Genomic DNA, 1,009 nt, shown 5'->3' with positions numbered 1-1,009 from the left:
TACGCCTCGTGCCTCGTCTCATCTGACCTACAAGACCTACGGGGTATTTTTTTCAAGTTCGATGAGTCCTGTGTCTATAAAGTCGAAGATGTCTTGATAATATTGGTTGGTAATGACGGATCGAACAATAGTGGGGTCTATGTTTAGGTAGTCGTGTACTAAGGCGTTTCTTAGCCCGATGACTTTACGCCAGTTGATGAGTTTCTCTAATGGTATAAAGCCTTGCTGGGAGAGCACTTCAAATGACTGGTAAGCATCTACGGGAGACGTTCCTCTGGCGATTTTTGCCCAATGTTTGGCAACGCCTATCGCCACTTCAATGCTTATTTGCAAACTACGCTCGCATGCTCGATATTCAAACGTGCTTAGGTTTCGAGTTTGTAGTATTTGGCGGAGCTCTTCTAGCTCTGCTTTATATACTTTGGTATTTTGACGTACCGAAGATAGGTAGTAAGAGTCAGCCATTGTTGAGCCTTAATAGTGTGTTAGATGGTAGTGGTAGTCTATTTCTGCCTTGGACATGATAACACCTTCGGCGATTAAACGAGCGCTGTGGTTGTTGCAGCAAAGCTGTTGCCCTGAAATGGCGTTCATAGCAAGCGGGATCGGGGCAATTTGGATGTCTATGACGCTGATTAGGCTTTCTTTTACACCGAGTAGTTTTGCCCAATCCAATGCAAGCAATTCAGGCCTTAGACGACGATCTAAAGGATCGCTTATGTAATCACTGAATAGGACGGCAAAATCATAATCACTGTCTGCGTGAGCCAATCCATTGCTCCTGGAACCATAAAGCCAGAGCGCGGTAATCCTATCGTCATGACTGGCGAGTTCTTTTACGATTTCAATCACTTCTTTCGGTTGTTGCAATGGAGCGGCCTTTTTTGTTTCGTCTTTGCCATTGGAATATACGGTTTATTATGAGGGAGTCAATGTTAGACAACCATTTGGGGATAGCAATGGATATAGAGGAACGACCGTTATCCGGCGTTGGACGGTTGTCGTTGGG

2 protein-coding genes are annotated in these 1,009 nt (G+C 44.9%); both read right to left on the bottom strand.

The window, feature by feature from the left end; translation table 11 throughout:
* Positions 1-36: 36 nt before the first annotated feature.
* Entirely contained in the window at positions 37-465 is a 429-nt protein-coding gene (gene hepT, locus DKT73_RS19735; protein ID WP_111640238.1) for a type VII toxin-antitoxin system HepT family RNase toxin, read from the bottom strand.
* A gap of 9 nt (positions 466-474) precedes the next feature.
* Entirely contained in the window at positions 475-870 is a 396-nt protein-coding gene (locus DKT73_RS19730; protein ID WP_198666678.1) for a nucleotidyltransferase domain-containing protein, read from the bottom strand.
* Positions 871-1,009 lie beyond the last annotated feature (139 nt).

The organism is Marinomonas shanghaiensis, assembly GCF_003259175.1.
In the GTDB taxonomy this organism is placed as follows: Bacteria; Pseudomonadota; Gammaproteobacteria; order Pseudomonadales; family Marinomonadaceae; genus Marinomonas; species Marinomonas shanghaiensis.
The sequence above is the reverse complement of the archived record's forward strand: the minus strand, read 5'-3'. Positions and strand labels throughout refer to the sequence as shown.